The organism is Streptomyces sp. 12E (assembly GCF_055633275.1).
In genome coordinates this window covers 4,968,929-4,994,039 of sequence record NZ_JBVNCJ010000001.1, presented here as the reverse complement: position 1 = coordinate 4,994,039, position 25,111 = coordinate 4,968,929, and the positions used below count along the sequence as shown (strand labels likewise).

The window sequence follows — 25,111 nt, the reverse complement described above, 5'->3', positions numbered from 1 at the left end:
ATGCGGGGCGGTCACGGCAGCGCCTTGCGGGCGGTGGCGAACCGGGGGCGGTTGTTCAGGTCGGGGTGGTCGGCCGCGTCGGTCCAGCCGCGGTCCTCGGCGAAGATCCACGGCACCTGCCCGCCCTGGGTGTCGGCGTGCTCGACGACGACCACCCCGCCGGGCCGCAGCAGCCGGTACGCGGTGCGCTCCAGGCCGCGGATCAGGTCGAGCCCGTCCTCGCCGGAGAACAGGGCCAGGTCGGGATCGTAGTCGCGGGCCTCCGGCGCTACGTACTCCCACTCGGTGAGCGGGATGTACGGCGGGTTGGAGACGACCAGGTCGACCTGGCCGTCGAGGTCCGGGAAGGCCGTCAGGGCGTCTCCCTGGCGCAGCTCGACCCGTGACCCCTCCATGTTCTTGCGGGTCCACCTCAGGGCGTCCTCGGACAGCTCCACGGCGTACACGCGCGAACGCGGCACCTCCTGGGCCAGCGCCAGCGCGATGGCGCCCGAGCCGGTGCACAGGTCGACGATGCACGGCTCGACGACGTCCATGGCGCGGACGGCGTCTATCGCCCAGCCGACCACCGACTCGGTCTCGGGCCGCGGCACGAACACCCCGGGGCCGACCTGGAGCTCCAGGTAGCGGAAGTACGCGCGCCCGGTGATGTGCTGGAGCGGCTCGCGCGCCTCGCGGCGCGCGATGACCTCCCAGTAGCGGGCGTCGAAGTCGGAGTCCCGCACCAGGTGCAGCTCGCCGCGCTTGACGCCGTGCACGAACGCGGCGAGCTCCTCCGCGTCGGTGCGCGGCGAGGGCACGCCGGCGTCGGCGAGCCGGTGGGTGGCCTGGGCCACCTCGGCGAGCAGCAGGTTCACGACGGTCCTCCGGGCTGTCTACGGGGGGTTACGCGGCGGCGAGCTTGGCGGCCGAGTCCGCGTCGACGCAGGCCTGGATCACCGCGGCGAGGTCGCCGTCCAGGACCTGGTCCAGGTTGTACGCCTTGAAGCCGACGCGGTGGTCCGAGATGCGGTTCTCCGGGAAGTTGTACGTACGGATCTTCTCGGAGCGGTCGACGGTGCGGACCTGGCTGCGGCGGGCGTCGGCGGCCTCCCGCTCCGCCTCCTCCTGCGCCGCGGCGAGGAGCCTGGAGCGCAGGATACGCAGTGCCTGCTCCTTGTTCTGGAGCTGGCTCTTCTCGTTCTGGCAGGAGGCGACGACTCCGGTCGGGATGTGCGTGATGCGCACGGCGGAGTCGGTGGTGTTGACGGACTGGCCACCGGGTCCGGAGGAGCGGTAGACGTCGATGCGCAGGTCGTTGGGGTTGATCTCGACGTCGACCTCCTCCGCCTCCGGGGTCACCAGGACACCGGCGGCGGAGGTGTGGATGCGGCCCTGCGACTCGGTGGCCGGCACCCGCTGCACGCGGTGCACGCCGCCCTCGTACTTCAGCCGGGCCCACACCCCCTGGCCGGGCTCGATCTGCCCGCGGGCCTTCACGGCCACCTGGACGTCCTTGTAGCCGCCCAGCTCGGACTCGGTGGCGTCGATGATCTCGGTCTTCCAGCCGACGCGCTCGGCGTAGCGCAGGTACATGCGCAGCAGGTCGCCGGCGAACAGGGCGGACTCGTCGCCGCCCGCGCCCGCCTTGATCTCGAGGATGACGTCCTTGTCGTCGCTGGGGTCGCGCGGGACCAGCAGCAGCCGGAGCTTCTCGGTGAGCTCCTCGCGCTGCCGCTCCAGGTCCTTGACCTCGGCGGCGAAGTCGGGGTCGTCGGCCGCCAGTTCGCGCGCGGTCTCGACGTCGTCGCCCGTCTGCCTCCAGGAGCGGTACGTGGCGACGATCGGGGTGAGCTCGGCGTAGCGCTTGTTCAGCTTGCGCGCGTTGGCCTGGTCGGCGTGGACCGACGGGTCGGCGAGCTTCTTCTCCAGGTCGGCGTGCTCGGCGACGAGTTCCTCGACGGCCTCGAACATCTTGGGCTCCTGCGATTGCGTGGGTGAAGGGCGGGCGACCAAAAACGCCGGTCCCGGCCGCACCCCGGGACGGGGCGCTGCCGTGGACCGGCGATATGGGGCTCGCTACTTCTTGGAGCCGGCGGCCTTGCCGAAGCGGGCCTCGAAGCGGGCCACACGGCCACCGGTGTCGAGGATCTTCTGCTTGCCCGTGTAGAACGGGTGGCACTCGGAGCAGACCTCGGCGCGGATGGTGCCGCTGTCGATCGTGCTGCGGGTGGTGAACGACGCGCCGCAGGTGCAGCTGACCTGCGTCTCGACGTACTCGGGGTGGATGTCGCGCTTCAAGGTGTCTCCTAGGTTCGGGAGGGCGCCGGGTCGCAGCCGCGGGATGCGGGAGCGTGAACCGGAGCCGACTCACCAGTCTGCCAGGACTGGGGTCATCACCCAAAACCGGGGGCGGGCGCCGGGTATTCCCCCGCGGGCCGGCGGGGTCCTCCCGCGCCCGTGCGGCAAAGCCGCGCACCGGCACGGCCCCGCGTCACCGAGCGGCGCTCACGACGCCCCTCGCCGCGCCCTCGGCCGCGTTCCCGGTGACGTTCCCGGGGACGGGGGCGTCCCTCCTCAGGGCGTCCCAGACCCGTGCGGCCTCGGCTTCCCGCACCAGGACCCGGTTGCCGTCCGCCGGGTCGTACCGCACCGGCAGGGTGATCATGTGCAGGTCGGCGGGGGTGATGTCCTTCAGGCCGGCGGCGAAGGACATCAGGGAGTTCACCGAGCCCAGCTCGGAGTCGGTGGTGACGGCCTTGGTGGCGGTGTCGGCGAGGTCGTACAGCTTCTTGGGGTGGGTGAGGACGCCGACCTCCTCGACCTGCCGTACCAGGGCCTTGAGGAAGGCCTGCTGGAGCTGGATGCGGCCGAGGTCGGAGCCGTCGCCGACGCCGTGCCGGGTGCGCACCAGGCCGAGGGCCCGCGCTCCGTCGAGCCGGTGGGTGCCGGCCTCGAGCCGCAGGTGGCTGTCGGGGTCGTCGATGTCCTTGCCGGTGGTGACCTCGACGCCGCCGAGTTCGTCGACGAGCTTCCGGAAGCCGGTGAAGTCGACCTCCAGGTAGTGGTCCAGGCGCAGACCGGTGATCGACTCGACGGTCTTCACCGCGCAGGCCGCCCCGCCGGTGGCGTAGGCGGAGTTGAACATCACGCCGCTCGCCGCGGGGTGGGTGCCGCCGCCGGTGTCGGTGCACTCGGGGCGGTCGACGACGGTGTCGCGCGGGAGGGAGACCACGCTCGCCCTCTCGCGGCCCTCGTGGACGTGCACGATCATCGCGGTGTCCGAGCGGGCGCTCCCCCCGTCGGGGCCGCCGCCGAGCGTCCCGTTGTCACCGGAACGGGTGTCGGAGCCGAGGACGAGTATGTTCTCGGAGCCGTTGTCGGCCTTCTCGGGCCGGTCGGCGCCGAGGACCCGGTCGATGTCGAGGCTCTCGATGTTGCCGTTGAGCTTGACGTACAGGTATCCGGCGCCGGCGCCGCCGAGGGCGACGATGCCGGCGGCGGTCCAGGCCGCGGCCTTCAGGCCCCGGCGCCGCTTGCCCTGGTGGCTCGGTGTGCTCTCGGCGGACATGTGCTCCTCGGCTCGTCCTCGGTCGGTCGCTCCCGCGCTCGGTGTCAAACCCGGTCCTCACAGCCGTACGCCACCCATCGTCCCGCCACCGGGGCGAACGGGAAAACGGGGGACGGGGTCGCACGTCCCGGTCCCGGGCCCGGCGGACCCCGTCGTGACGGAGCCCTCTCCGCACCCCTCACCGCACGCGAAAGGGCCGCTCCCCCGCGGGAGCGGCCCTTTCGGCGCAAGGTCCGGCGTCAGTCGCCGTTGCCCGGCGTCGGCGTCGTCTTCTGGATCTGCATCAGGAACTCGGCGTTCGACTTGGTCTGCTTCATCTTGTCGAGGAGCAGTTCGATCGCCTGCTGCGAGTCGAGCGCGTGCAGCACCCGGCGCAGCTTCCAGACGATGGCCAGCTCGTCGCTGCCGAGCAGGATCTCTTCCTTGCGGGTGCCGGACGCGTCGACGTCCACCGCGGGGAAGATGCGCTTGTCGGCGAGCTTCCGGTCGAGCTTGAGCTCCATGTTGCCGGTGCCCTTGAACTCCTCGAAGATCACCTCGTCCATGCGGGACCCGGTGTCCACCAGGGCGGTGGCGAGGATGGTCAGCGAGCCGCCGTCCTCGATGTTGCGGGCCGCACCGAAGAAGCGCTTCGGCGGGTACAGGGCGGTCGAGTCGACACCACCGGACAGGATGCGGCCGGAGGCCGGGGCAGCGAGGTTGTACGCACGGCCCAGACGCGTGATCGAGTCGAGCAGCACGACGACGTCGTGACCCAGCTCCACCAGGCGCTTGGCGCGCTCGATGGCGAGCTCGGCGACCGTGGTGTGGTCCTCGGCCGGGCGGTCGAAGGTCGAGGAGATGACCTCGCCCTTGACCGACCGCTGCATGTCGGTGACCTCTTCCGGACGCTCGTCGACCAGGACGACCATCAGGTGGCACTCGGGGTTGTTGTGGGTGATCGCGTTGGCGATCGCCTGCATGATCATGGTCTTGCCGGTCTTCGGCGGGGCCACGATCAGACCGCGCTGGCCCTTGCCGATCGGCGACACCAGGTCGATGATCCGGGTGGTGAGCACGCCCGGGTCCGTCTCCAGGCGGAGGCGGTCCTGCGGGTAGAGCGGGGTGAGCTTGTTGAACTCCGGGCGGCCGCGGCCGTGTTCGGGCGCCATGCCGTTGACGGAGTCGAGGCGGACCAGCGCGTTGAACTTCTCGCGGCGCTCGCCCTCCTTGGGCTGGCGCACGGCGCCGGTGATGTGGTCGCCCTTGCGCAGGCCGTTCTTGCGGACCTGGGCGAGGGAGACGTACACGTCGTTCGGACCGGGCAGGTAGCCGGAGGTCCGGATGAACGCGTAGTTGTCGAGGATGTCGAGGATGCCGGCGACCGGGATCAGGACGTCGTCGTCGGTGAGCTGCGGCTCGGGGGCCATCTCGTCGCGGCCACGACGGCCACGGCGGTCGCGGTAGCGCCCGCGGCGGCCGCGGCGGCCGCCCTCGAAGTCGTCGTCGTCGTGCTGACGGTCCTGCCGGCCGCCGCCCTGCTGGCTCTGCTGACGGCCCTGGCCGCCCTGGCCCTGCTGCTGGTCGTCGCCCTTGTTGCGGCGGTCCCCGCGGTCACCACGGTCGCCGCGCTCGCCGCGGTCACGGTCGCGGCCGCGCTCACGGCGGTCGCGGCGGCGGCCTTCGCCGCCGTCGTGGTCGGCCTTGGCGTCGCCCTGCTGCTGCGACTGCTGCTGGGCCGGGGCCTCGGCCTTCGCCTCGGCGGTGACCGTCTCGGCCTGGGCGGCGGCCGGGGCGCCCGCCTCGGCGGTGGCGCGACGGCGGCGGCGCTCGGCGGGGGCGGCCTCCTCGGCCTGCTCGGCCGGGGCCTTCGGGGAGGGCTGGCCGGGGATGTCGATCTGCTGCTGGGCCGCGGCCTGCTCGGCCGGGGCCTGCTCGGCCTTGGCGTCGGCCTTCTTCTCGGCGGCCTCACCCGTACGGGTCCGGGAGGTGGCGCGGCGCTTGGGCTTGGTCTCGGCGGCGGCCTCGGCCTTGGCCGGGGCGGCGGCGCCTCCGGCGGCCTGCGCCTCCTTGATGACCTCGATCAGCTGACTCTTGCGCATGCGCGCGGTGCCCCTGATTCCGAGGCCGGACGCGACCTGCTGCAGCTCGGCCAGCACCATGCCCTCGAGGCCGGTACCGCGGCGCCGCCGGGAGCCGGCACCGCCGGCAGGCGCGGAAGCGTCCGTGGCGGGCGCGGCAGCGGTCTCCTCGACACGTGCGCCCATCAGATCGGTGGTGTCGCTCACGAAGGGTCCTTCCCTGGAGCGGACGTCGGCCTGTCTGGCTCGGCGACCGGTTGTGCTGTCCGGCATCGGTCCTTGCTGTGTGAACCGTGCCGGGGCGGTTGTCCGCCTGAGCGGCGGAAGAGATATCTGGTGATGGCGCTTCCCCGAGCCGTGGCATCCAGTGTCACGTGGCGTGGTCGCACCGGTTCCGAAGCCCGCCCCGCGGGCCGTTCAGCGTCCGCGTACGACGTACTGCCCGCGTACGTAGCAGAGAACACAGTGCGGCTTGGGGGGCTCCCGGAAGAGTGTCTGTCCCGGACGGGGACACGAGGCACCTCGCCATGGTGGGGTCGGGTGCAGACTTGAGGTTAACACTACCGGATCCAACAAACATTCCCCCTCTCGAAATCCGGCGACCGTGTGTCAGGTGGCGAGCGGAAGCACGCTCGCGCCCTGCGCGTCGAGACCGAGCCGGTTGGCGGCCCAGCCGGTGCCGGCCAGTGCTTCGACCTTGTCGGCCGTGCCCGCGTCCGCCAGCGCCATGACCGTGGGACCGGCGCCGGAGATCACCGCGGGGATGCCGTCCTCGCGCAGCCGCTCCACCAGGGCGGCGCTCTCCGGCATGGCCGGGGCGCGGTACTCCTGGTGCAGCCGGTCCTCGGTGGCGGGCAGCAGCAGCTCGGGGCGCCTGGTCAGGGCCTCGACGAGCAGGGCCGCACGGCCCGCGTTGGCGGCGGCGTCGACGTGCGGGACGGTGCGCGGGAGCAGGCCGCGCGCGGTCTCGGTGAGGACCGGCTTCCCGGGCACGAAAACCACCGGAACGATGGAATCGGCGGGGTCCATCCTGATCGCCCGGGCCGCGCCGCCCTCCATCCAGGACAGGGTGAAACCGCCCAGCAGGCAGGCCGCGACGTTGTCGGGGTGGCCCTCGATCTCGGTGGCGAGTTCGAGGAGCGCGGTGTCGTCGAGCCTGGCCTCGGCGCCTATGGTCACGGCGCGGGCGGCGACGATCCCGGCGCAGATGGCGGCGGAGGAGGAGCCCAGGCCGCGGCCGTGCGGGATGCGGTTGGCGCAGACGATCTCCAGGCCGCGCGGCTGTCCGCCGAGCAGGTCGAAGGCGGTGCGCAGGGAGCGTACGAGCAGATGGCTCTCGTCGCGCGGGAGGGTCTCGCCGCCCTCGCCGGCGATGTCGATGTGCAGCCCGGAGTCGGCCACCCGGACGACCACGTCGTCGTAGAGACCCAGCGCGAGGCCGAGGGCGTCGAAGCCCGGGCCGAGGTTGGCGCTGGTGGCGGGGACGCGCACCCGGACGGCGGCGGCGCGGAACGCGGGACCGGCCATCGCTCGAAGACTCTCCTTGAGCTGCGTGACTGTCGAACGGGATTCGACGGACATCCGACGGACATGCGGGGGCGTACGAGACCCCCTGGGAGCGCCGCCGACCGGGGTGGCCGGCCGCTCTCCGGATCCTCCGGGCCGCTTTCCGGACCACGGAGGCACCGCGATACCGCGGCATATGCGGTAGGCGGATTCAGTACAGCCTATCGAAGGAAGGTCGAGTGGCGACATAGGGCGCACAGGAGGCGCACGATGCGTGTCGTAAGCCCCCTGTGCACCCACTGTGGGGAACCTTCCCAGGTGGACGCGCTCTTACGCCCGGTTTGCGGACCGGGCCCCATGCCGCCGCCCGCGCTAGACGAGGCCGAGCCGCTCGGCGGCGGTCGCGGCGTCCACCGGGACGGTGACCGGCTGCGGGGCGCCGGCGACGGCCCAGTCCGGGTCCTTCAGACCGTTGCCGGTGACGGTGCACACGATCTTCTGCCCCGGGTCGACCCTGCCCTGCTCGGCGGCCTTCAGCAGGCCGGCCACCGACGCGGCGGACGCGGGCTCGACGAAGACGCCCTCCTGCGAGGCCAACAGCCGGTAGGCGCGCAGGATCTCACGGTCCGTCACCTCGTCGATGGCGCCGCCCGACTCGTCCCGCGCGGCGAGCGCGAAGTCCCAGGAGGCGGGGTTGCCGATGCGGATGGCGGTGGCGATGGTCGACGGGTCCTTGACGACCTCGCCGCGCACGATCGGCGCGCTGCCGGAGGCCTGGAAGCCCCACATGCGCGGCGTCCTCGTGCTGATCCCGTCGGCGGCGTACTCCTTGTACCCCTTCCAGTACGCGGTGATGTTGCCCGCGTTGCCCACCGGAAGGACGTGGACGTCGGGCGCGTCGCCCAGCATGTCCACGATCTCGAAGGCGGCCGTCTTCTGCCCCTCGATCCGCACCGGATTGACCGAATTGACCAGCGCCACCGGGTAGTTGTCGCTCAGCGCGCGGGCCAGCGTGAGGCAGTCGTCGAAGTTGCCGTCGACCTGGAGGATCTTCGCGCCGTGGACCAGCGCCTGGCCCATCTTGCCGAGCGCGATCTTGCCCTGCGGCACGAGCACGGCGGAGACCATGCCCGCGCGCACGCCGTACGCGGCGGCGGAGGCGGAGGTGTTGCCGGTGGAGGCGCAGATGACCGCCTTGGCGCCCTCCTCCTTGGCCCTGGAGATGGCCATGGTCATCCCGCGGTCCTTGAAGGACCCGGTCGGGTTCGCGCCCTCGACCTTGAGGTGCACCTCGCAGCCCGTGCGCTCGGAGAGCACCTGCGCGGGCACGAGCGGCGTACCGCCCTCACGGAGCGTCACGACCGGCGTGGTGTCGGATACCGGCAGCCGGTCCCGGTACTCCTCGATGATTCCGCGCCACTGGTGGGTCATTGCTGGTTACTCTCCTTCAACCCGCATGATGCTGGCGACACCGCGCACGGTGTCGAGCTTGCGCAACGCCCCGACGGTCCCGCCGAGGGCCGCGTCGGACGCACGGTGGGTGACGACGACGAGGGAGGCCTCACCGTCCTTGCCCTGCTGACGGACCGTGTCGATCGAGACGCCGTGCTCGGCGAACACGGTCGCGACCTGGGCCAGGACGCCCGGTTTGTCGGCCACGTCGAGGCTGATGTGGTAGCGCGTGACGACCTCGCCCATCGACGAGACGGGCAGCGCCGCGTACGCCGACTCCCCCGGCCCGGTCGTCCCGCCGACCCGGTTGCGCCCCACGGCGACCAGGTCCCCGAGCACCGCGGAGGCGGTCGGCGCGCCGCCCGCGCCCGGCCCGTAGAACATCAGCTGCCCGGAGGCGTCCGACTCGACGAACACGGCGTTGTAGGCGCCGCGCACGGAGGCGAGCGGGTGGCCGAGCGGGATCATCGCCGGATGCACCCGCGCGGTGACCGACGCGCCGTCCTCGGCCCGCTCGCAGATGGCGAGCAGCTTGATGGTGCAGCCCATCTCCCTCGCGGAGGCGAAGTCGGCGGCGGTGACCTCGGTCATGCCCTCGCGGTGCACGTCGTCGAGGCGCACCCGCGTGTGGAAGGCGATCCCCGCCAGGATGGCGGCCTTGGCGGCGGCGTCGAAGCCCTCGACGTCGGCGGTGGGGTCGGCCTCGGCGTACCCGAGCGCGGTGGCCTCGTCGAGGGCCTCCTGGTAGCCGGCGCCGGTGGTGTCCATCTTGTCGAGGATGAAGTTGGTCGTCCCGTTGACGATGCCGAGCACCCGGTTGACCTTGTCCCCGGCGAGCGACTCGCGCAGCGGGCGGATCAGCGGGATGGCGCCGGCGACGGCGGCCTCGTAGTAGAGGTCCTTGCCGTGCTCCTCGGCGGCGGCGTGCAGCGCGGCGCCGTCCTGGGCGAGCAGCGCCTTGTTCGCGGAGACGACGGACGCGCCGTGCTCGAAGGCGGTGGTGATGAGCGTGCGGGCGGGCTCGATGCCGCCGATGACCTCCACGACGATGTCGAGGTCGCCCCGCTTGACGAGCGCGGTGGCGTCGGTGGTGACCAGGGCGGGGTCGATCCCCTCGCGCACCCTGTCCGGCCGCCGCACGGCCACGCCCGCCAGCTCCACCGGGGCCCCGATGCGGGCGGCGAGGTCGTCGGCGTGCGTCGTCATGATGCGCGCCACCTCTGAGCCGACCACTCCACAGCCCAGCAGCGCCACCTTCAGCGGACGCGTACGCATCATCCGACCTCGATTCCTGATTACCGTCTCGGTTGCACCAGTCTCACTCACCGGACCGGGGTTTCTTTCCCCGGTCCGGATCGTGAGACATCTATTTCATTTTCATGACCGGAAAGACAGAAGATCTTCCGTCGTCCGATCACGGTCTTTGTCGCGGCTCGTCCGACATCGCCGCTCGTCCGGCATCGCCGCTCATCCGACGTCGAGACGGAGGAGGTCCTCCTCCGTCTCGCGCCGCACGATCACGCGCGCCTCGCCGTCCCGGACGGCGACGACGGGCGGACGCAGGACGTGGTTGTAGTTGCTCGCCATGGACCGGCAGTACGCCCCGGTCGCCGGCACGGCGACGAGGTCGCCCGGCGCCAGGTCCCCCGGCAGGAAGGCGTCCTTCACCACGATGTCACCACTCTCGCAGTGCTTGCCGACGATCCGGCACAGCACCGGCTCGGCGTCGGACACCCGGGAGGCCAGGACGACGCTGTACTCGGCGTCGTACAGCGCGGTGCGGATGTTGTCCGACATCCCGCCGTCCACGGAGACGTACGTCCGCAGCCCTTCCAGCGGCTTGACGGTGCCGACCTCGTAGAGCGTGAAGGCGGTGGGCCCGACGACGGCGCGCCCCGGCTCCACGGAGATCCGGGGGGTCGTCAGCCGCGCGGCCTCGCACTCCCGGGTGACGATCTCGGTCAGCGCCTTGGCGATCTCGTGCGGCTCGCGCGGGTCGTCGTCGCTGGTGTACGCGATCCCGAGGCCGCCCCCGAGGTCGATCTCGGGCAGCTCGACCCCGTGCTCGTCGCGGATGTCCTTGAGCAGCCCCACCACCCGGTGCGCGGCCACCTCGAACCCGGACATGTCGAAGATCTGCGACCCGATGTGGGAGTGGATCCCGATGAGTTCCAGCCCGTCGAGCTGCAGCGCCCGCCGCACGGCCTCCGCCGCCTGTCCTCCGGCCAGCGGGATGCCGAACTTCTGGTCCTCGTGCGCGGTGGCGATGAACTCGTGCGTGTGCGCCTCGACGCCCACGGTGACGCGGATCTGCACCCGCTGCCGCCTGCCGAGCTCCCGCGCGATGTGCGCGACGCGGACGATCTCCTGGAACGAGTCGAGCACGATCCGCCCGACCCCGGCCTCGACGGCCCGCCGGATCTCCGCGACGGACTTGTTGTTGCCGTGGAAGGCGATCCGCTCGGCGGGCATCCCGGCGGACAGCGCGGTGGCCAGCTCGCCGCCGGAGCACACGTCGAGGTTCAGCCCCTCCTCGTCCAGCCACCGCACGACGGCCCGGGAGAGGAACGCCTTGCCGGCGTAGAAGACGTCGGCACCGTCACCGAAGGCGGTGCGCCAGGCCCGCGCCCTGGCCCGGAAGTCCCGCTCGTCGAGGAAGTAGGCGGGGGTGCCGAACTCCTCGGCGAGCCGCTTGACGTCGATCCCGCCGACGGTGAGCACACCGTGCTCGTCACGCGTGACGGTCTCGGCCCACACCTTGGGCTCGAGGGCGTTGAGGTCGGCGGGTGGTGCGGAGTAGTGCCCCTCGGGGAGGACGTCGGCGTGACGGGGCCCGGCGGGGTGTGCGGAACGGCTCATGGTCTTCTCTCTGGGCTCTCTCAGAGGTGGTCGGGTGCGTCGATGCCGAGCAGGGACAGGCCGCCGGCCAGCACCGTCCCGGCGGCGTCGGCGAGCGCGAGCCGGGCACGGTGGGCGGCCGAGGGTTTCTCCTCGCCGAGCGGCAGCACGGCGGGCAGCAGCGGCAGTACGGCGTCGGCGACGGCGACGAGCTGCCGGGCGAGCCGGTCGGGCGCACGGTGGGCGGCGGCGGCCGCGAGGACCCGGGGGTGGTCGGCGAGGAGCTGGAGCAGCGGCCGGTCCTCCGCCCGGTCCTCCGCCACGGGACCGGGCTCGGGCCCGAACCCGAGGTCGGCGGCGTTGCGCAGGAGCGCCCGGGTCCGGGCGTGGGCGTACCGCACCCGGAAGAGGGGGTTGCCCTCCCGCTGCACCAGGTGCTCACCGCCGATGCGGGGCCGGTCGTGCGGGGCCGGGTACAGCAGGGCCCAGTGGGCGGCGTCACGGCCCAGCGGGAGGGGATCGGCGGGCGCGGGGACGGGCCGTACGACGGTGCCGTGGTCGTCGTCGAGGTGGACGACGGCGCTGTGGTCGTCGAGGTGGACGACGGCGCCCTGGGACCGGAGGATCCGGCCGAGCGCCTCGGCCATGACGACGGCCCGCACCTCGGGGACCGCGCGGAGCCGGACGGTGCGACCGCGCAGGGCGTCACCGTGCCCGTACCGGGAACCGTGCCGCAGGACCTCGCGGACGAGGCCGGCGCTCCCGGCGCGGGCGAGGCTGATGTTGAGGAACCCGGGCCCGGTGACGACGACGTCGCTGACGCCGGGGGCTCCCAGAAGACGGGGCCGGAGGATCTCGGCGACCCGCTGGGCCGGCTCCCCCGCCGGCCGCGCGAGCTGGAGGGCGACGTTGGTCGCGTAGTCCCCGCACCCTCCGGGCCCCGGAGGCGTCACGCGCACCCGCTCGGGCAGGACCGCCACCCTCAGCTCCCCCTCGTCGACGGCACGGCGCACCGCGTGCAGCACGGTGCGGGAGAGCTCGACGGGGGTCACGGGACAAGCGTAGGGGAGGAGGGGGGTGGGTAGACGAATGAGTTGGACCACGGTCCCGAGATGTGGACGGCCGCCGCTCTCACCCTCCCGCGTGCCCGGCGGCCGGCTCGGCGTCCCCGGCCCCGCGCACCCGTCCGAGGGGCCCCGGGACCAGCCGCTGGACGGCCCGGACGAGCTCCGTGGGATCGAAGGGCTTGGCGAGGAAGGCGTCCACCCTCGCATCGAGCCCGCGCTCGATCTCGTACCGGGTGCAGGCGCTCACCATGAGGAGCGGAAGGTGACTGGTCCGGGGGTCGGCGCGCAGCCGGGCGGCCGTCCGGAACCCGTCGAGCCGCGGCATGACGACGTCGAGGGTGACGAGGTCGGGCCGCACCTGATGGACGACTTCCAGACATTCGGCACCATCGGCCGCGGTCACGACCTCGATGCCCTCCAGCTCGAGATTGACCCTGATCAACTGCCGGATGACCTTGTTGTCGTCCACGACAAGAACCCGGCCCGACGCCCCTGGCACACCTCGAGAGTAGGTCGCCCCCGGCCACCGCGTCCGGCGTTTCCCCCATTCCGCCCCACCCGGGCGGCCCCTCCTGCGGAAACGGGTTCATGACCACCCCCGGGGAGCTGGTAGTGTTCTACCCGTCGCCGCGATCACCGCGACCGACACGCCCCCGTAGCTCAGGGGATAGAGCAACGGCCTCCGGAGCCGTGTGCGCAGGTTCGAATCCTGCCGGGGGCACCCTATATGAGGTGCCCAAAGACCCCGTCACCAGCGGAAACGCTGAGGCCGGGGTCTTCGCGTATGTGCGGGCGTGTGCCGCCCGGAGCGGCTGTATGTCGGGGTCTGTGGACGAGGCGTGGACGGGATCTTGGAGCATCGCCGCAGGTGAGGTCCGGGAAAAGGTGAGGCCGCACCAACGTCCGTCGCCCCACCTTGTAGGGATCGTCACGCCGCGGGGACGCCGACTCAGGCCCGGGCCCAAGCCTGACGATGACGAGCGACGCTGTACACCTGCTCCACCTGGTCAGCCGTGAGCACGCCTGAGAGTGGAGTGAGTGCCGCTACCTGGCGCTCCTCGTAGACCCGGACACTGAGCTGTGTGGCAACCACCTTCAGCTCGGAGACACCGACGAAGACGAGCACCGGCTCCACCGGTACCGGGAAGTCGCAGTAACGCTCAAGCACCCGGACGACCCGGTTTGCTTCCGCCCGGCTCTTGCGCGCGTAGGGCGCCGGTTTCCCGTGATCGACTTTCACGGAATCGTCCCCGACCCACACGGCCCTCTTGTTGTGGTGCTTCGTATTGATGCTGAACACCCCACCGGGCCCGATCAGTAAGTGATCGATGTCCACTTTGTTGGCCAAGGGGATGGAATGCAGGACACGCCAACCGTGGCGCCCCAAGCGGTTCAGCTCGGCTCCCACTCGCCGCTCCCCCTCCAACCCCTTCCGCCAGGAATCCCACTCAGTGGGGCGCCGAAGAACCCGCGAGATCATTCGCTGCAACAGTCCCGGTTCGGATTCGTCGAGCAGATCATGCAAGGAGGCCCCGGGAAGGTTCACGGCCAGATCGTCCGCCGGCGTCAGAGGCGGCAGCGTCGGACGCTCTGCAACCCCGGGCGCCCTGTCTGGCGAAGCCGGCTCCGTGAGCTTCTGTAAGTGCTGTGTGAGCACGGCGATCACGTCGTCGTGATACTCCGCCCGCAAAACCGTGATGTCCCCCGTCATGACATTTGCCCAACCGGCCGCAGTGCCGTCCGGCAGGTTGGCATACAGGCGATCACGCCCGTACCGCTTCCAGCGCGTGACGCGCAGTTCCACAAGGCCCCCTGTGCTCTCGCATTGACGTTGCCGACATGCCAGCAGCAAGCGAGAGGAGGCCACAAGACCGCGGGGCAAGCAGCGCGGCCGAGCTCGCTCTTTCCGGATGAAGCACCGTCCCCGGTAAGGCATGAAACGACTGAGGCCCCAGGCGGCATGCCTGGAGCCTCTGTGTGGGTGCGGGTTGTCTCACTCGTACTCGCGAAGCAGGTCCTCGATGCGGCGGTTGGCGACGTCCTGCCGTCCGTCGAGGCACTTCGCGTAGCGGGTCAGCAGAACCTCGACGCTGTTGCCGGCGCGCTCGGCCACCTCGGTCGGATCGACGCCGGCGTTGAGCCACGTCGACAGTGCCGAGTGCCGGAGATCGTACGGCCGACTCGCGAGCGGCGAGGCCGCGACGGCCGGCGGAAGCGCGAGGAGCCGGGCCTCGTGCCACACGCGGTAGTAGGTCGAGGACGGGACGACCGAGCCCTTCTCGCTGAAGAACAGCCGCCCGTCGTCCGCCGTGCCGAAGGTGGCCAGGTGCTCACGGAGCACGGCGACGAGGTGCGGCGGGATGGGCACCCGCCTCACATCCTCGGTCGGCCGGTTCTTCAGCCCGCGGTCGTCATGAGTCTCCCCCGAGTCGGTCCACTGCTTGCCGACGGACGGACGAGTCCGGTGGAGCAGCGCCGAGCCCCAGCCCTGCCCGGGAAGGCTCAGGTCCGTCTCGACGAGGCCGACCGCTTCCGCCGGCCGGAGACCACCGAAGTACATGGCGGCGAACAGACCCACAAGGCGACGACCACGGGCACGCCGGTACCCGCCCACGTAGGAAACCGCCGCCAGGAGGTTCCGCGCCTGCTCCGGGTTGGCGACGACCCGCGGATCGACCTGCTTGGACACCTTCGGCTTCTGCCAGCGGACAGCCGTAATCGGGTTCTCACTCAGCTCCCCCAGGTCGACGGCGTAATTCGCGGCATTGACGAGCGTCCGACGCTTGCGCCGCACGGTCTCCGCCGCTGCCGCCGTGCCGTCGAGCTTGAGCTTCAGCGAGTCGAGGACCGCGCGAGCCGTGGCCGGTTCAGCGAGATCGGCGAGCGGCCGGGACGCCTTGGACACCCAGTGGAGAACGTTCCGCACGTCGTCCGGGACTTCCCGGTCATCGGGCCCCGGCAGCACGAAGGCCCAGTTGCGCAGTGCTCTGCGAATCATCTCGTCGGACGGCCGTCCGGCGCGCTCGTCGAGGAGCCCCAGCGTCACGCTGGTAAGGGCTTCGTTGATGCCGTCCCGTGTGTTGGGGGCGGCATGGGGCCACTTCATGGCGAGGTACCTGAGAGCGAAGGCGTACCACGACACGGCCGACCTCTTCTCTTCCATCGAGGCCGGAAGACCCGACTTCGTGTCGAACTCCTCGCCGTCGCGCATCGCGCGCATGAGCTTCGTGCGGTAGTGGTCGGCAAGCGCCTTGGTCCGGAAGGACTCCGAGAAGACGTTGCCCGCAACAGACCAGCGGACCCCATACGAGGGTGTCTTGGTGTCCCGCTTACGGACGCTCCAGACCTTCACGTCGAGAGACTTCATGCCGCCGCCTCCAACTGCCGCAGCCAGGCGGTGAAGTCACTCCGCCACACCCGGAGCTCCCCATTGGGCAACTTGAACGCAGCGGGGCCCTGGCCCAGCTCGCGCCAGCGGTAGAAAGTACGGCGGGACACACCCCCCAGCTCTTCAAGGATCTGCGGGACGGTCATCAATTCGTCGCGTCGGTGGTCCACGCCAGTTCTCCTTCCGTGTGGTCGTCTGTCAGGGCTGCGGGCGAAGAAATGCCATGAGCGATGAGGTGTTCTGCAGCGGTCAGTCCGGTGCCGACGAAGCGCCAGTGCGAGAGGACGAGCACGGTGTCCGGGTCGGGCAGCGGGTGGCCGGCCTCGGTCGCGCGTTCGCGGGTGAGGGCTTCGTTGTGGTCGGCGCGTTCCTGGCGGAGGGCGCCGAGGGTGACGGAGTAGGCGCGGGACTTGGTGGAGAAGTGGCCGCGGAAGCCGAGCATGTGGGCCCACTTGCGCAGGCGCAGGTCTTCGAGTTCGGGCAGTGCGCCGAGGTTCCAGCAGGTGAGGATCATGCGCCGGGCGTGGTCGGTGACGCCGGAGCCGATCAGGTCGGTGATCGGGTTGCGGATGGGCCGGTCGAGGGTGCCCGCGGTCTCGGCTCCCTTGGTGGCGTACTTGGCGATGTAGGCGGCCACGGCGCGGCTGGACAGTTCCGAGGTGCCCGCGAAGTCGGCCGAGCGGATGGGGCGGATGTCGAGCTGTTCGCCGAAGCGGAAGGCGTACGCACGTCCGTCGAGGACCGGGCCGGGTGTCTCGGCCGTCCGCGCCGCGGAGCGGATCGCGTCGGTGAGCAGTTCGGTCGTGGCCCAGGCCGGCGGGGCGTCCTCGGCGCTGTCCGGGCCGTCGAGGCGGATGACGGCGTGGAAGTGGACGGCGCCGCGCCGCTGGTACTCGGCGACCTTGGCGTACGAGACCTTGAGGCAGTGGCGTAGCGCCGAGCGGCTGAGGCCCGCGCGGGAGGCGAGGTGCTGGCGCAGGTAGGTGGTGAAGCGGCCCCACAGGGCCCCGGCGTGCGCGTTCCACAGGACGGCCGCGCGGTAGTCGTAGCGCTCCGGGTCCAGGGGCGTGCCGAGGGCGGGGTCGTCGTCCGGGTGGAGGCGGCCGCAGCGGCACCGGCCGCCGCCGGGGCGGTTGTGGACGGGGCCGAAGGACGGGGCGGTGAAGGTGGCGAAGACGCGCGGGTGCCCGGCGACGGCCGGGCCGATGCCCTTGCCGCCGCTCAGCCCGGCGGTGACGAGGTGGAAGGTGTCCTTGCGGTAGATCTCGGCGCAGGAAGCGCACCGGGTGGCACGGCGGTTGTTGCAGCGGATGAGGAGCTGTCCGGCCGGGAGGTCACGGTCGGCGATCTCGCGGACGATCTCGCCAGTGGCGGCGTGGACATCGAGCCGGTGACCCTCCATCCGTACGGGCCGCTCGCAGCCGCCGAGGCGCTGGATCTGGTGGGCGTAGGCGCCGAGATCGCCGTGCCGGGCGAGAGCTGCCAGCTGGCGGATGGCTGCGGACGGAGCCGCAGGACGCATGTGCGGGTTCCTCCTTGAAGAGAGCGGACGTGCGGTGTGAGCGCCCGGCCTGTCGAGGGGGCTAGACAGCACGAGCAGGCCGGGCAGGCGGAGCGATGAGGTCAGCGGCGGGTGAGGACGGAGCGGATGACGACGGCGCACACGGCCACGGACGTGGCGGTAAGGGCGACGGCGAGGAGCATGGAGATCAGGACAGCGCCGACGACCAGGATCACGCCGGTGCCGCCACCGACGAGGGCGAGCGCGGCGCCGGGCGTGAGCCGGACGGCCGAGCGGGTCGGGACCGGGGTGACCGGGGCCTGCAGCGGAGCCGGGGCACTCGGCGTGATGGTGGTCGGTTCGACGACGGCGGGCGGGGCGGCCGGGCCGGTGGGCTGCGGCATGGCCGGGACCTTCGGTCGGAACATGAACGCTCTCCCTTCGCGGGTCACTTGAGGACGGGGTCGATGACGGAGGCGAGCAGACTGTCGGCGAGGAGGTAGCCGCCGACGAGCAGCACGGCGATGAGCCACCAGGGCGGGCGGATGAGCTTGACGCCGAGAACGCCGACCACGAGCAGGGCGAGCCAGAGCGGAACGTCCACTTCGGTGGTCTCCTGTCAGGCCGAGCAGCGGTGGGTACGGGCGGCCAGTTCGGCAGCGGCGCGGCTGTCGTGCTCGGCGGAGAAGTCGCAGCGTGGCGCGGTGCAGGCGGCCAGGTGGCGGTTCCGGCCGCGGTCGACGTACGAGGCGACGTTGACGGGGCCGATGCGGCGGACGTTGCGGAAACGCGGGTTCATGGCGGTGCTCCTCTCAGAGGTGTGCGGCGACGGATGCGGTCATGGACGGGGGCAAGCCGAGCCGGGCGCGCACGGCGTCCGGGTCGGCGGGGTGGCCGGTGGTCGAGCGGTGCTCGTCGGCCAGGGCCCGGACGCGGTCGACGAGGGCGGGCGGCAGTGCGACGGCGGGATCAGGTGCCGGGGCCGGAGTGGCAACCGGTTCGGCAGTGGGCTCCGGAGCCGGGCCGGGGTCGATGGAGGACGCCGGCAGCGCCTCACGTTCGGGCCGGTCGACGGCGGACGGAACAGCGTGCGGCTCCGTTTCGGCGTCCGCCGCAGGGGAGACCGGGGCCGTCGGTGGTTCCGGGGTGTGCGGGGCGTGGGCCAGCAGCGTGCCGCCGAAGAAGGCGACAGCGGGCCAGCCCGCGACCGTCACGCGGAGCCAGGCCGGCACGTCGTCCAGGTCGAGGAGCCCGGCCGTGGCGACGTTGGCGCCGAGGGACGCAGCCAGGGCCACCAGGAACCACAGCCGCGGACCACCGGCCGCCTGTCCCGCTCGCTGCTGCTGGCGCATCCGGCGCCAGGCAGCGACCAGGAGCAGGTCGACGCTCACGGGGTAGGCCCACGCCTTCCAACCGTCCTGCCCGGCCGCCGCAGCGAGGTCGTGCAGGTGAGAGAAAGACAGGGCACCGGCGATGACGGCCTGAACGATCACGGCGTCCACGCGGGCCAGAGGGGCACGCATCGGCTCGGTCTCCTTCCGGCGTGGTCAGTCGGTGGACTTGAGCGAGTCGGCGCGCTCACGGGCGCGGCGGGCCACCTCGGCGGCCTCGGTGTCGCCGGGCGCGTGGTCGGCGATGCGCTCCAGCAGATCCGCCTTACGGTCCATGAGCACGGTGTACTCGGCGGAGGTGTGGTGGTTCTGCCGGAGCGCGGCCAGGTCCGCGATGAGCGCGCTGACTTCGACGATGGAGGGACGTGGCACGGGGCTTCCTTCCGGTTTCGGGCATGGGAGGGGTAGGGACATGGCGCGAGGCGGTCACGCCGGCCGTGGGAGAGGGAGCGCGGTTACTCGGTGACCGGGCGAGCGGTGGGCACCGTGGCGGGGAGCGAGGTCGGTCCGGCCGGTTCGGCGACGATGGGCCGGAAGGCGTCGAGGCGGGGCAGTCCCGGGACCAGGCCGGAGGTGTCGCGGCAGACGGCCGCCGCGTCGTCGAGGGTGAGGTGGGGTGAGCGGACGCGGGACCAGCCTCCGGAGGAGTCGCCGACGACCGCGACGCCAGGCCGTTCGGCCGGGATGGAGGTTGCGGCCAGCGCCGCTTCCGGTGCGATGTCGCCGAGCGCCATGTTGGCGGACGTCTCGTCGTTGACGCGGTGGCAGACCCGCCCGGTGAGCTGGGCGCGGAGCATGGTGGCGCCCTTGCCGAGTTCGGCGCCGAAGCGCTGCCCGCACACCTCCAGGTAGATGCCGGCCGCGCGGCCGAGCTGGGCGAGGCGGATGAGCTTGGTGACCATGGCGTCCCGCCGCTTTTCGTCGTCCTTGCTCGCGGCGAGGAAGAGTTCGGCGACCTCGTCGACGACGACCACGACCGGCACCGGCCGCGCCTTCTCGGGCAGGCCCCAGACGTCCGAGGTAAGCACGGCGTCCGGACCGGTCCCGCTCGTCATGCCGATCAGGCGGAACCGTGCCTCCATCTCCTCCACCAGGACGCCCAAGAGGTCGTTCGCACGGTCCGGCGTGTCAGCGAGCGCCGACAACCGGGTGGCGAATGGCGCCAGTTCAACGCCCCATTTGCAGTCGATCCCGACGAGCGCGACGGGCTGCCGGGCCAGCCCGCACAACAGGTTGCGCAGGTACACGGACTTGCCCGACTGCGTGGCGCCGAGGATCAGTTCGTGCGGCACGGTCCGGAAGTCCCGGACGTGCCAATGTCCGTCTTCGCGCAGCGCCAGCGGCAGGGACAGCGGTTCGGTCCGCAGCCACCGCCGAGCGGGCCGGACGTCGGCGAGGACGTCCCAGCCGACCAACCGCAGCTCCAGCCGCCCCGGCTTGGTGGGACGGACGTGCACGGCGTGCGCGCCCCAGGCGTGCCGCAGCCGGTCGGCCGAAGCGGTGAAGTCCTCGGGAGCCTGCCCGGCCGCCATGCGCAGCCGCATCACGAGCCCGGACCCAGTCGGCAGTGGGAGTGACCGGCGAGGCGGCACCGGAGCAGCCTGCCGCCCCACCATCCGCGCAGTGGCCCGGCGCATGGCCGAGGCGGGCACCGTCAGGCCGCAGGCATCCATGGTGGCCCGGTACGAGGCGAGCACCCGCAGCATCACGGCCGGATACCCGACCAGCCACCAGAACAGGACCGGCAGCCGACGGCGCACCGCGACCAGCGCGGCTACCGCCAGCAGTACCGGCACCAGAACCCACAGGGCATCGGTCATGACGCTCAGCCCTGCACCGCGGCCGGAGTGCCGACCATGACGGCGTCCGCCCGGTAGGCGATGCCGTGCCGGGCACGGCCGCCGAACTCGCTCTCCCAGGGCCGAGCCACCAGCCCGGACAGGAAGACCGGCGCGCCCATGACCAACCCCTCACCGATGCCCTTCTCGGGCACGGTGACCTTGATCATGTCCGAGCCGCCCTGGGCGATGAACACCAGCTCCAGGACCATGAGCCGGTCGTTGGTGACCGGGTCCACGGCCACCTCACCGGTCTTCCGGTCCCTCACCTTGACCTCGGGCAGCTTCGTGACCAGCAGAGTGGCGGACGAAGTGTCCACGGGGATGACACGCATTCTGTGAACCTCACTTGATCGGGCGTCCGTCACGGACGCCGAACCGTTGAATACCCCCCTAGACAGCACAGGGAGGGGCCCGCCCCAACTGTCTAGGGGGGTTGACGACTACCGTAACGCGGCATCTCGACAACTGTCTAGGGGGATATACGAGCGCCGTGTCGGCGGAGTGACCAGCGCTCTACGAAAGCGCCCAGTGCAGGGCGGTGGCGTCATCGTGCGCCTTGCCCCGCGGCCAGCGCCGGCCGTCAGGGTCGCCGTCCTCCGCCTTACGGGTCTGGCGGATCAGTTCGTCCGGGCCGGCGGAGTCAAGGAGAGCCGAGGTCTCGTCCCACGAGGCAAGCCCGAAGCGGTCCACCAGCCGTGCCGCGCCGTCGCTCAGCAGCGTCACGGAGGCCAGGGAGTCCAGCGGCATCGCGCCGGTCAACGCGTGCTCGGCCGCGAGCGGATCGGGACCGGCGATCCAGAAGCCACCCGGCCGGTTCCGCAGAGACGTCAGGGCGTCCCGGTACTCGGCCAGCGCGGCGGCGTGTTCCGGCGAACCGGTGGGCAGCTCGTCGACCGGCCCACGAAGCCGCGCGCCGACCTCGTCTAGACGCCGGTCAGTGATGACGGAAGAGCTCCCGTCCCGCTTCGCGAGGAGCAGTGAGGAGTCACCGAGCACGAGGTGTTCGAGCACTCCGTCACGGGCACGAACAGCGACGACCGTACTGGTCGGACTGGCCCGGTACTCCAGGTCGCAGACGTCCTCGTGAAGCGAGCGGGTGATGCGGATGGAGTCGGCCAGGCACTCGGCGAGCGACCAGGCCGGACGCGCGACGAGGGTACGCAGCAGCAGCGCCCCCAGAGTTCCGGAGAACCAGGCGACGCCGTGCACGCACCCGGTTTCCACGCCCCCTACGCCGGCGCCATCGAGGAGGACGGCGGCATCAGATGCGGCAGCGGCGAAGTCCTCGTTCTCACTGCCCGGCGTGGACGGCGAGGTACCGAGGGTGAACCTCACTCCGCCGTCTCCTCGTCGTGACGGTATAGCGGGCAGACCAGTTCGACGGACCGCGGCTCACTGGTCTCCGGGTCGTACTCGACCCCTACCAGCGTGGAGAACCGGCGATCTCCCACCTGCCCCCAAAGGGAGTTGAGTTCGGAGGAGAGCAACTGGACGACACCGAGCGATCCTTGCGTGTGGATACCGGCGATGGCCAGGAGCGAGCCCTTGCCGTCCGGGCGCGGCAGTCGGCCGAGATAGCCGATGTCGTACGGCCGGGCCGGATCACTGTCCTGCCCCGACCGGTGCACGGTGCCGGTGAGCCGGTCCACGACCGTCCAGGGGCCGCCTTCCGCCTTCTCCCATCGCAGCACAGGGTCTTGAGCATAGGTGTTCCACATGTCCTGTGACATGCGCGGCCCGCAGACGACGACCAGGCCGTCGCGATTCAGGTCGATCTCTCCGCTCACCGGTACGTGCTCGGAGGTGACGGCGAGCCCGTACGACCGCGCCAGGTCCTCCAGACGCTTGCCAGAGCTGACGTCGTCCACGGCAACGACCGTGCGCCCGCGTTCGTCGTCCCGCCGCAGTGGAGTCGCGACCGTGATGGCACCCGACCCGAGGAATGCGCCCTCGGGCGCCGGGCCGGTGTGGCGGATCTGGTGAATGCGCCCGCGACTGAGGCCGGCCTTCGCCGCGATCTGCGCGTACGACAGTCCTTGTGCATGGAGGTCCTGCACCACGCGGCGCCGCAGCCGAGCGAGTTCGGTGACCTCCTGCTGTGCGTCGGCCAATCGCGTCGTGACCTCACGCAGGAGCAGGTACGGATCATCGATCGCCATGATCCGTTGCAACTCGTCCGACATGTGCTCACCTCCTTGTCTCACCCAAGAGTCTAGGCCCCTAGACGAAACGGGCAGGAGTGGCCGGCCCGACCGGACACCAATCACGTGGAGGCCGGACCGGCGCCGAGGCACCCCGCGAGGAGTCATTCCCTGCCGCCCGCGCGGCGGCCGAGGAGAAGCAGGCTGGAGGTGGTCACACCCCCTCCCGCACCAGATCCGCCCACACCGAAGAGCCCTTCGGCAGAGTCTTAGCACCCCAGTCCTTCGCGCAAGCCGCCACCAACATCAGCCCGCGGCCGCCCTCTTCCAGGCCGGTCGCGTTCCGCATCATCGGAGCGCTGTCGCCGCCCTGGTCGATCACCTCGATGCGCACGAAGTCCGCGCCGAAGCCGACGACCACGAGGAACCAGCCGCCGGCCTTGCCGCTCAGCGAGTGGCGTACGGCGTTGGCCGCCAGTTCCCCGGCGACCAGGGCCCCCTCGTCGACGCAACCCCACTCTTCGAGTAAGACGGCTACGAAGTGGCGAGCTTCGGCGACTTGTTCAGGCAGGCCAGGGAAGGCACGGCACCACTTGGTGAGCACGGCAACACTCCTCGTCTAGAGGGCTAGACAGCACGAGGAGCAGGGTATTCCCACATGCCACGCCAATCTAGGCATGCAGAGGAATTATTCCTCTACTGAGTGACGGCAGTCTCCAACCCGCGAAACTCTCCCATCACCTGCATCAGCAGGTCGCGCGCCTCACCGCCGAAGAGAGCCGCGCCCTCGAACCGGCTGAACATCTCCTCGTACCGAGCGAGGTCGTCTGTCTCGGTGGAGACCCGCTCACTGGGGAACGCCTCCGCCACGACGGACCGCCGGTCGCAGAGCGTGAAGCCATGACGAGGCAGCACCGGCACCGGCCGAGTCCACGGGATGACCCCGAGTCGCACCGTGTCCAGACTCTCGACGGCCAACAGTCGATCAAGCTGGGCAAGCATCAGCGACGGCGTCCCCGGCCACGTCCGCAGCACTGCTTCCGTCAACACGAACACCGACTCGCGCCCCGGCTCGTACAACAGGCTCTGTCGCTCCACCCGAGCAGCGACGGCCCGGCCTACCGCCCCAGCATCCAGGCCCGGTGACGTCAGGAAAACGTGCCGGGCATACTCGGCACTCTGGAGCATGGCCGGCAGGACCACGCACTGAAAGGAGCGCACCAGCCGAGCCCCGCGAATCGCCTCATCCACGACGAGCCCCGCGGAGACGTCCCCCTCGAAACCAGTACCGGTCTCTACAGCAGCCTCAACCGCGGCCAGCAGCTCGCGGACCTCACCGGCGGTCGACTCATCGAGCCCGAGCGCCCGGGACAACCGGTCCAGCACATCGAGACTCGGGACCATACGCCCGTTCTCCACCTTGGAGACCGTCGGCTGGCCCACACCGGCCTGTTGTGCCAGAGCAGCACCCGTCAGGCCGGCATCCGCACGCAGAGCCCGAAGACGTGCCCCAAGCACCCTCATCCGCTCGCGCCGTTCACTCCACATACCCAGGGTTCTACACCACGAGCCAGCAGCCACCAGGCACAAGAGCAGCCTCAACGGCCAGCAACGTGAGCGTGATTCAAACTCTCTCTACTGGTTCAAGCCCCGGCTGCGCTCCGCTCCGCCGGGCGCGCTTCCCGGCTCCGCTCCGGGCGCCGCTCCTGCCTTCGGCCCGCTCCGCCCGCGCTGCGCCGACGCGCGCCCACAGGTGGATAGGGCCGGAGGCCATGAGTCGATCACCGCATGGAGCGGCGTGCGGTCCAGGCCGATGCCTCCGGCGGGGGATCGGCCAGCACCGGGATGGAGGGGGCGCCATCGCCGACCGCGGGCCCGTAGTGGCGTGCGTGGGTAGCTCCCATCCCGTCCACCGTCGACCCAGGCAGAGCCGAGCAGACGCGGCCCAGGGGCGTCAAGGTCGTTCGTACAGTGGCGCGCTCCACCTTGACGCCCCTGAACCACGCCCGCTCCACGGTGTGTGGGTCGACGGCGGACGGGATGGGAGCTGGGGTTAGTGGTGGGTGGAGGTGGCACGGGCCAGTCACGGATATAACCATTACGGTTACTAACCGCCGGTTAGCGCTGGGGCTAACTAAGGCCATCTAGAGCTAACTAGGGCCAGGATAGATATAGTGGCAACGCAACAATGGTTGCCATTGAGTGGGGTAGCAACGCTAGGTTGCATCCCTGATAACAGACCTCCAGCACGGAGACCCGGCCCCGGGGGCCAACCAGGACCGGGCTCGTGCGTGGAGTAACGAAGCGGGTCCGGCCGACTACTCAACGGTCGGACCCGTTTCTTGCGGTCCACCATCTTCCGGCACCACTTCGCAC

26 protein-coding genes and 1 tRNA gene are annotated in these 25,111 nt (G+C 71.1%); 1 reads left to right on the top strand and 26 read right to left on the bottom strand.

Going from position 1 to position 25,111, the window contains the following annotated elements; all coding sequences use genetic code 11:
* Positions 1 to 11 precede the first annotated feature (11 nt).
* The 11 genes from prmC to ACZ8ZB_RS23265 all read right to left on the bottom strand — a co-directional run bounded on the left by prmC (position 12) and on the right by ACZ8ZB_RS23265 (position 12,972).
* Positions 12 to 857 (bottom strand): peptide chain release factor N(5)-glutamine methyltransferase, encoded by an 846-nt coding sequence (prmC, locus tag ACZ8ZB_RS23315; RefSeq protein ID WP_470739596.1) that lies wholly within the window; start codon positions 855 to 857, stop codon positions 12 to 14.
* A gap of 28 nt (positions 858 to 885) precedes the next feature.
* Positions 886 to 1,953, bottom strand: coding sequence for a peptide chain release factor 1 (gene prfA, locus ACZ8ZB_RS23310; protein ID WP_470739595.1), 1,068 nt, complete (start codon positions 1,951 to 1,953; stop codon positions 886 to 888).
* A 105-nt stretch (positions 1,954 to 2,058) separates the two neighbouring features.
* The gene (gene rpmE, locus ACZ8ZB_RS23305; protein ID WP_030042685.1) at positions 2,059 to 2,280 is read right to left on the bottom strand and encodes a 50S ribosomal protein L31; all 222 of its coding nucleotides are present in this window, start codon (positions 2,278 to 2,280) and stop codon (positions 2,059 to 2,061) included.
* 193 nt (positions 2,281 to 2,473) lie between these two features.
* Positions 2,474 to 3,550, bottom strand: coding sequence for an LCP family protein (locus ACZ8ZB_RS23300; protein WP_470739594.1), 1,077 nt, complete (start codon positions 3,548 to 3,550; stop codon positions 2,474 to 2,476).
* Positions 3,551 to 3,789: 239 nt separating this feature from the next.
* Entirely contained in the window at positions 3,790 to 5,817 is a 2,028-nt protein-coding gene (gene rho, locus ACZ8ZB_RS23295; RefSeq protein ID WP_470739593.1) for a transcription termination factor Rho, read from the bottom strand.
* A 402-nt stretch (positions 5,818 to 6,219) separates the two neighbouring features.
* A complete protein-coding gene (gene thrB / locus ACZ8ZB_RS23290) occupies positions 6,220 to 7,137 on the bottom strand; it encodes a homoserine kinase (RefSeq protein ID WP_470739592.1) in 918 nt (305 codons plus the stop codon).
* Between the two features lie 351 nt (positions 7,138 to 7,488).
* Positions 7,489 to 8,547, bottom strand: a complete 1,059-nt coding sequence (gene thrC / locus ACZ8ZB_RS23285; RefSeq protein WP_470739591.1) for a threonine synthase — start codon at positions 8,545 to 8,547, stop codon at positions 7,489 to 7,491.
* 6 nt (positions 8,548 to 8,553) lie between these two features.
* The gene (locus ACZ8ZB_RS23280) at positions 8,554 to 9,846 is read right to left on the bottom strand and encodes a homoserine dehydrogenase (RefSeq protein WP_470739590.1); all 1,293 of its coding nucleotides are present in this window, start codon (positions 9,844 to 9,846) and stop codon (positions 8,554 to 8,556) included.
* Between the two features lie 189 nt (positions 9,847 to 10,035).
* On the bottom strand, positions 10,036 to 11,427 hold the full coding sequence (lysA, locus tag ACZ8ZB_RS23275; protein ID WP_470739589.1) for a diaminopimelate decarboxylase: 1,392 nt from the start codon (positions 11,425 to 11,427) through the stop codon (positions 10,036 to 10,038).
* A gap of 20 nt (positions 11,428 to 11,447) precedes the next feature.
* Positions 11,448 to 12,458, bottom strand: coding sequence for an ArgS-related anticodon-binding protein NrtL (gene nrtL, locus ACZ8ZB_RS23270; protein ID WP_470739588.1), 1,011 nt, complete (start codon positions 12,456 to 12,458; stop codon positions 11,448 to 11,450).
* A 79-nt stretch (positions 12,459 to 12,537) separates the two neighbouring features.
* Positions 12,538 to 12,972 carry a response regulator gene (locus ACZ8ZB_RS23265; protein ID WP_470739587.1) on the bottom strand — a complete coding sequence of 145 codons (435 nt, stop codon included), beginning with the start codon at positions 12,970 to 12,972 and terminating at the stop codon, positions 12,538 to 12,540.
* A gap of 150 nt (positions 12,973 to 13,122) precedes the next feature.
* Here ACZ8ZB_RS23265 and ACZ8ZB_RS23260 point away from each other — a divergent pair.
* Positions 13,123 to 13,194: transfer RNA gene (locus ACZ8ZB_RS23260), tRNA-Arg, on the top strand.
* A 228-nt stretch (positions 13,195 to 13,422) separates the two neighbouring features.
* On the opposite strand, the gene ACZ8ZB_RS23255 is transcribed toward ACZ8ZB_RS23260, so the two are convergent.
* From ACZ8ZB_RS23255 to ACZ8ZB_RS23185, 15 genes are all read right to left on the bottom strand, one after another.
* Positions 13,423 to 14,277, bottom strand: coding sequence for a nuclease-related domain-containing protein (locus ACZ8ZB_RS23255; protein ID WP_470739586.1), 855 nt, complete (start codon positions 14,275 to 14,277; stop codon positions 13,423 to 13,425).
* 189 nt (positions 14,278 to 14,466) lie between these two features.
* The gene (locus ACZ8ZB_RS23250) at positions 14,467 to 15,840 is read right to left on the bottom strand and encodes a tyrosine-type recombinase/integrase (RefSeq protein ID WP_470739585.1); all 1,374 of its coding nucleotides are present in this window, start codon (positions 15,838 to 15,840) and stop codon (positions 14,467 to 14,469) included.
* Positions 15,837 to 16,007 carry a helix-turn-helix transcriptional regulator gene (locus ACZ8ZB_RS23245; RefSeq protein WP_189696691.1) on the bottom strand — a complete coding sequence of 57 codons (171 nt, stop codon included), beginning with the start codon at positions 16,005 to 16,007 and terminating at the stop codon, positions 15,837 to 15,839. Before ACZ8ZB_RS23245 ends, ACZ8ZB_RS23250 begins: the two co-directional genes overlap by 4 nt.
* The gene (locus ACZ8ZB_RS23240) at positions 16,007 to 17,383 is read right to left on the bottom strand and encodes a replication initiator (protein WP_470739584.1); all 1,377 of its coding nucleotides are present in this window, start codon (positions 17,381 to 17,383) and stop codon (positions 16,007 to 16,009) included. The genes ACZ8ZB_RS23245 and ACZ8ZB_RS23240 overlap by 1 nt, the downstream gene beginning before the upstream one ends.
* Positions 17,384 to 17,484: 101 nt before the next feature.
* Positions 17,485 to 17,790, bottom strand: coding sequence for a SpdD-like protein (locus ACZ8ZB_RS23235; RefSeq protein WP_470739583.1), 306 nt, complete (start codon positions 17,788 to 17,790; stop codon positions 17,485 to 17,487).
* A 20-nt stretch (positions 17,791 to 17,810) separates the two neighbouring features.
* Positions 17,811 to 17,966, bottom strand: coding sequence for a hypothetical protein (locus tag ACZ8ZB_RS23230; RefSeq protein ID WP_469669567.1), 156 nt, complete (start codon positions 17,964 to 17,966; stop codon positions 17,811 to 17,813).
* Positions 17,967 to 17,981: 15 nt separating this feature from the next.
* A complete protein-coding gene (locus ACZ8ZB_RS23225) occupies positions 17,982 to 18,161 on the bottom strand; it encodes a mobile element transfer protein (RefSeq protein ID WP_470739582.1) in 180 nt (59 codons plus the stop codon).
* A gap of 13 nt (positions 18,162 to 18,174) precedes the next feature.
* Positions 18,175 to 18,885, bottom strand: a complete 711-nt coding sequence (locus ACZ8ZB_RS23220; protein ID WP_470739581.1) for a DUF2637 domain-containing protein — start codon at positions 18,883 to 18,885, stop codon at positions 18,175 to 18,177.
* Positions 18,886 to 18,909: 24 nt separating this feature from the next.
* Complete coding sequence (locus tag ACZ8ZB_RS23215; RefSeq protein WP_470739580.1) at positions 18,910 to 19,125, bottom strand: hypothetical protein; 216 nt, start codon at positions 19,123 to 19,125, stop codon at positions 18,910 to 18,912.
* A gap of 83 nt (positions 19,126 to 19,208) precedes the next feature.
* Positions 19,209 to 20,573 (bottom strand): FtsK/SpoIIIE domain-containing protein, encoded by a 1,365-nt coding sequence (locus ACZ8ZB_RS23210; RefSeq protein ID WP_470739579.1) that lies wholly within the window; start codon positions 20,571 to 20,573, stop codon positions 19,209 to 19,211.
* Between the two features lie 5 nt (positions 20,574 to 20,578).
* Positions 20,579 to 20,926 carry an SCO3933 family regulatory protein gene (locus tag ACZ8ZB_RS23205; RefSeq protein ID WP_470739578.1) on the bottom strand — a complete coding sequence of 116 codons (348 nt, stop codon included), beginning with the start codon at positions 20,924 to 20,926 and terminating at the stop codon, positions 20,579 to 20,581.
* A 181-nt stretch (positions 20,927 to 21,107) separates the two neighbouring features.
* Positions 21,108 to 21,929: an integrase gene (locus tag ACZ8ZB_RS23200; protein WP_470739577.1), complete on the bottom strand. Its 822-nt coding sequence runs from the start codon at positions 21,927 to 21,929 to the stop codon at positions 21,108 to 21,110.
* Positions 21,926 to 22,777 (bottom strand): sigma factor-like helix-turn-helix DNA-binding protein, encoded by an 852-nt coding sequence (locus ACZ8ZB_RS23195; protein WP_467234135.1) that lies wholly within the window; start codon positions 22,775 to 22,777, stop codon positions 21,926 to 21,928. The genes ACZ8ZB_RS23200 and ACZ8ZB_RS23195 overlap by 4 nt, the downstream gene beginning before the upstream one ends.
* Before the next feature lie 172 nt (positions 22,778 to 22,949).
* On the bottom strand, positions 22,950 to 23,339 hold the full coding sequence (locus ACZ8ZB_RS23190; RefSeq protein WP_470739576.1) for an ATP-binding protein: 390 nt from the start codon (positions 23,337 to 23,339) through the stop codon (positions 22,950 to 22,952).
* A 92-nt stretch (positions 23,340 to 23,431) separates the two neighbouring features.
* Positions 23,432 to 24,283, bottom strand: coding sequence for a helix-turn-helix domain-containing protein (locus tag ACZ8ZB_RS23185; RefSeq protein ID WP_470739575.1), 852 nt, complete (start codon positions 24,281 to 24,283; stop codon positions 23,432 to 23,434).
* Between the last annotated feature and the right edge of the window lie 828 nt (positions 24,284 to 25,111).